The organism is Kitasatospora sp. NPDC058965 (assembly GCF_042741245.1).
Classification (GTDB): Bacteria; Actinomycetota; Actinomycetes; order Streptomycetales; family Streptomycetaceae; genus Kitasatospora.
In genome coordinates this window covers 1-4089 of sequence record NZ_JBHYKG010000497.1, presented here as the reverse complement: position 1 = coordinate 4089, position 4089 = coordinate 1, and the positions used below count along the sequence as shown (strand labels likewise).

At 72.4% G+C, this 4089-nt stretch carries 4 protein-coding genes; 1 reads left to right on the top strand and 3 read right to left on the bottom strand.

Annotated features, from left to right (window positions below):
* Positions 1 to 13: 13 nt before the first annotated feature.
* A complete protein-coding gene (locus tag ACFW1A_RS39230) occupies positions 14 to 1696 on the bottom strand; it encodes a beta-1,3-glucanase family protein (RefSeq protein ID WP_380418262.1) in 1683 nt (560 codons plus the stop codon).
* 332 nt (positions 1697 to 2028) lie between these two features.
* Here ACFW1A_RS39230 and ACFW1A_RS39225 point away from each other — a divergent pair, with 332 nt between their 5' ends.
* A complete protein-coding gene (locus ACFW1A_RS39225; RefSeq protein ID WP_380418260.1) occupies positions 2029 to 3069 on the top strand; it encodes a hypothetical protein in 1041 nt (346 codons plus the stop codon).
* A 30-nt stretch (positions 3070 to 3099) separates the two neighbouring features.
* On the opposite strand, the gene ACFW1A_RS39220 is transcribed toward ACFW1A_RS39225, so the two are convergent.
* Together ACFW1A_RS39220 and ACFW1A_RS39215 are read right to left on the bottom strand one after the other, a co-directional pair.
* Positions 3100 to 3564: a CBS domain-containing protein gene (locus ACFW1A_RS39220; RefSeq protein ID WP_380418258.1), complete on the bottom strand. Its 465-nt coding sequence runs from the start codon at positions 3562 to 3564 to the stop codon at positions 3100 to 3102.
* 50 nt (positions 3565 to 3614) lie between these two features.
* Positions 3615 to 4016, bottom strand: coding sequence for an OsmC family protein (locus ACFW1A_RS39215; RefSeq protein WP_380418256.1), 402 nt, complete (start codon positions 4014 to 4016; stop codon positions 3615 to 3617).
* Between the last annotated feature and the right edge of the window lie 73 nt (positions 4017 to 4089).

Sequence of the window (4089 nt, the reverse complement as noted above, 5' to 3'; positions counted from 1 at the left end):
GGGCGGGACCGGCTCAGGTCGCCGAGAAGGTGAACCAGTGGACGTTCACGAAGTCGGAGGTCGAGCCGATGAAGGTCAGGTAGACGTCGTGCACCCCCGTGGCGGTGCCCGCCAGGTTGATGGGCACGGTCTGCCAGGACTGCCAGCCGCCGGTGCTGCCGAGGTCGATCTCGGCGATCTTCGTCCCGGTCGGGCTGTCGAGCCGCACCTCGACGCCGCCGCTGATCCCCGCGCCCGCGCCCGAGGCCAGGCGGGCCAGGAAGCGCCGGGGCGAGCTCGCGCCGAAGTCCACGCCGGCGTAGCCGAGCCAGCAGCCGGCGTGGATCCAGCCGACGTCCTGGCCGCCCCCGGTGTCCGAGCACGCCTCGGTCTGGGTGCCGTTGTGCGAGGTGTAGGAGGCCGCCTGGATGGTGCTGTAGGCGCTGACCTTCGCGCCGCCGCCACCGCCACCGCCGCCGCCACCGGTGGCCCCGCCGCCGAAGGTGATGGTCCACGAGGTGGGCGCCGGGTCCTGGAGGTGCCCGTCGACCGGCTGGCTGCCGGTGGGGCCCACGTCGTCGTAGGGGAAGGCGTAGCCGATGCTGGCGTTGGCGTGCACCAGGCGGGCGTAGTGGTTGGTGATCGCGTTCTGGTAGTACTGACCGGCCGTCACCCCGCTGGGCTGCTGGGCGCCGCCGGAGGCCAGCAGGGTGGAGCGGTTGAGGGCGGCGGACAGGCGGGCGGCGACCGCACCGCGGGCGTCGCCGCCGGAGTTGTAGAGCGGGCCGCTGGCGCAGCTGAAGATGTCGTCGGTGCTCGGCTTGGTGAACGCCACGCCGTCCGTGTTCAGGCCGTTGAAGGTGAGCACGCCGTTGCTGACCGTGCCGGTGAACGCGCCGAAGGCCGGGTTCTGGGTGTCGACGGTCAGCGGGGTGGACTGGAAGTGGGACCAGACCTGGTCCACGTACGGGCCGAAGTAGCTGCCGAAGGAGACCGGCGAGTGGGTGGGGGCGAGCACCCGCAGGACCGTCCCGCCGCTGTCCTTCACCACCAGCCGGTCCCAGGGGGCGCCGTCGGTCGCGTGCTGGGCGACCAGGCCGTTGGCGATCGAGCCCAGCGCCCCGGCCGGCAGCGGGCTGACCGACAGGTTGCCGGCGGCACCGGTGCTCGCCATCGAGATCGGCGCGGCGACCAGGTCGACGTAGCTGATGTTGGCGTACAGGTTGGCGGAGTTCCAGGTGAACTCGCAGAACGACCAGTTGGTCAGCCAGTTGGGGTCGCTGGTGCTGAACCCGGGCTCCACCAGGCCGGGCTGGCCACCGCCCACGGCGGGGTTCACGAAGAACTGGATCTTGTTGCCGACACTGAACCAGACCCGGCCGCCGGTCACGTACTGCGAGAGCGTGAGCGCCACCCCCGCACCGCCCGAACTGCCCAGCGGGATGGAGTAGTCCGGCACGGGGGTCAGCGTGGCGGAGGGGTTGGCCAGCACGTGGAACGCGCCGTCCGGGCCGACGAAACCGGGGCGGTTCGAGCTGTCGGAGCCGGTGATGTAGGCGTAGACGGTGTTGTTGCCCGAGGTGTTGCGCAGCGTCAGGGGCAGGGTGGGCCCGGCCGCCGTGGCGGCCGGGCCGAGTTCGGAAATGAGCAGCGGAGCACCGAGCAGGGCGGCCGTGGCCGTCCCCGCAGCGGTGAGCAGCTTGCGACGCGAGATCATCTGGAGGTCCCAACTGGGCAGGGAAGGTGGGGGTCGACGACGGTGGCCGGCCGTCGCGGATGCTGCAGCGGGAGTCAATATGGTCCGGTGGCCTATACCAGTCAAGTACAAGACCTGAAGATATGTCAGCGCTGAAGTCTGCTTAAGCTTCAAGTATTGGAAATGTCATGCACTCTGCGGACGGTGTGGGGGTGCTGGGCCCGCCGTGTGCAGACCTGTTGGTGTCCGTTCACCGGTGGTGGCGTTCGCCGGTCCGGAGGGGCGGCCCGGCCTGCCGCTGTCGGCCGCTGCTCCTAGACTGCGCCGCGCGAATGCGAACGAAGGAGCACACGATGGATCGACCCACCGGCCGGGACATCCTCGCCCTGCGGCGGACCCTGCGCGCCGAGGGCACCCCCTGGCCCGAGCTGACCGCGGCGGTCCGCACCCTGGGTGCGGCCGGCGAGGCGGGGCAGGAGTATGCGGCCGCGATCGTGCTCGGGCGGGAGTTCCCGATGTCGCTGGCGGAGCAGACCGCCGAGGCGCTGGCGGACTACGCCCCGCGGCACCGCGCGGCGCTGGCCGAGCGGTTGCGCGGGCCGGCCATGCTCACCGGAGCCTTCGACGAGGACCGGATCTGGGCCGCGCAAGCGCTCGCCGCGCTCGGGCCGGAGTACCGGGAGGAGGCGGTCGCCGCGCTGCGCGCTGCGGTGGCCGACCCGCAGGCCGGCCAGTCCGCTCCCGCCCGTGCCGTCCAACTGCGCTGGGCCGCCGCGGTCGCCCTGGCGCAGCTCGACCCGGCGCTGCGCGACGAGGCAGCGGAGGTGGTCCGCCGCGAGGACCTGATCGACGACAACTGGGAGAACGAGGTGGCCCGGGCCGAGCACTTCCACGACATCGGCGGCGAGTACGCCGAGGAGGCCACCCGGATGCTGCTGGCCCTGCGCGAGGAGGTGGACGAGGAGTTCGCCGACGAGGTGGACGAGGCGCTGGAGCGGATCGGCGCCGTGCCGCCCGCCGCGTCCGTCGATCCCGCCGGGTCGGGGGCGGTCGGCGAGCTCACGGCCGCCGAGTCCGCCGCCCAGGTGCACGACCGGCTCACGAAGCGGGCGCGGGAGGAGGGCAAGGTCTTCGTGGCGCTCTCCGACGCGGCCGAGGTCCATACCTGGGAGACCCTGCGGCCGGTCGAGCTCCGGTCCGTCAACGACACCGGCGCGAAGCTCGCGCTGACCCCGCGGCTGGGCCGCCCCGACCCGGAGTCGGGAGGCCACGCCGAGGACTACGTGGTCGAGCTCAACCCGAAGCAGCGCCACCACCGGCCGCTCACCCTGCGCTACCGCTACCACCCCGAGCTGGACGCCGTCCTGGTGCTGTCGGTGCTGGTGGACTCCTGACCCGGGTGCGCGAGCCGGCGTGCCCGACGACTACAGCCGGCCGAGGGTCGGGGGAGTGCCCTGGATGTAGTGCTCCAGTTGGGAGATGGTGAACTGCTGGTCGGCGATCTGGGACTTGACCAGGTCGCCGATGGAGATCAGGCCGCTGAGCGTGCCGCCGTCCAGCACCGGGAGGTGGCGCATGCGGTGCTCGGTCATCAGGGCCATGCACTCGTCGACCGTCTGCTCCGGCTCGACGTAGCGGACAGCGGTGGTCATGATCTCCTCGACCCTGGTCTCCCCGGCGGTGCGGCCGAGGAGTTCGACCTTGCGGGCGTAGTCGCGCTCGGAGACGATCCCGGCGATCCGCTGGTCGGCCAGGACGACCAGCGCCCCGACCCCCTTCTCGGCCATCAGCCGGATCGCGTCCAGTACCGGGCTCTCCTTGCCGATGGTGTACACGGTGCGGCCGCCGTTGGGCTTGGCCGCGAGGACCTTCGCAGCAGTCAGGGGCATGACATCTCCTTCGAGGGTGGGCCTGCGCGCCTCGCGTCCCCTCTTACCCACTATCCACCGAGGTCCACCCGGTGGACCGGTGCGCCCGCGCGCAGCGTCCGGGGGATCTCGGCGACCTCGTCCACCTGCTGCAGGAGCCGGGTCAGTGCCGCGGCGGGCGCCGCCGAGTCGAGCTCGACCGCGTAGCGGATCCCGGTCGAGCTCCAGTCCGCCGGGTCGAAGCCGCCGGACGCCGTCACCCGGACCCCGGCGAGCTCGATGCCGAGGGCGACGGCCTCGCGGTACAGGTCGTTCAGTACGCACCCGGCGGCGGACAGGTGCAGCAGGTGCGCGCCGGTGAACTCGGTCCGGACGCTGACGCCGTCCGCGGTCCACCGGTGCGGCAGGGTGACCGCCCCGTCCCCGGCGCTCCGGAGCGAACCCGCGCCCACGACGACCTCGAACTCACCCATGCCCGCTCCTCCGGTGCGACGGCCTCCGACGGTCCGTCAGACTACCCGCGCTCCCCGGGCCGGGGGCCCGGGG

Excerpts from the sequence above, each read along its gene's own strand:
- ACFW1A_RS39230 (WP_380418262.1), bottom strand. The coding sequence starts at position 1,696 with ATGATCTCGCGTCGCAAGCTGCTCACCGCTGCGGGGACGGCCACGGCC.
- ACFW1A_RS39225 (WP_380418260.1), top strand. The coding sequence starts at position 2,029 with ATGGATCGACCCACCGGCCGGGACATCCTCGCCCTGCGGCGGACCCTG.
- ACFW1A_RS39220 (WP_380418258.1), bottom strand. The coding sequence starts at position 3,564 with ATGCCCCTGACTGCTGCGAAGGTCCTCGCGGCCAAGCCCAACGGCGGC.
- ACFW1A_RS39215 (WP_380418256.1), bottom strand. The coding sequence starts at position 4,016 with ATGGGTGAGTTCGAGGTCGTCGTGGGCGCGGGTTCGCTCCGGAGCGCC.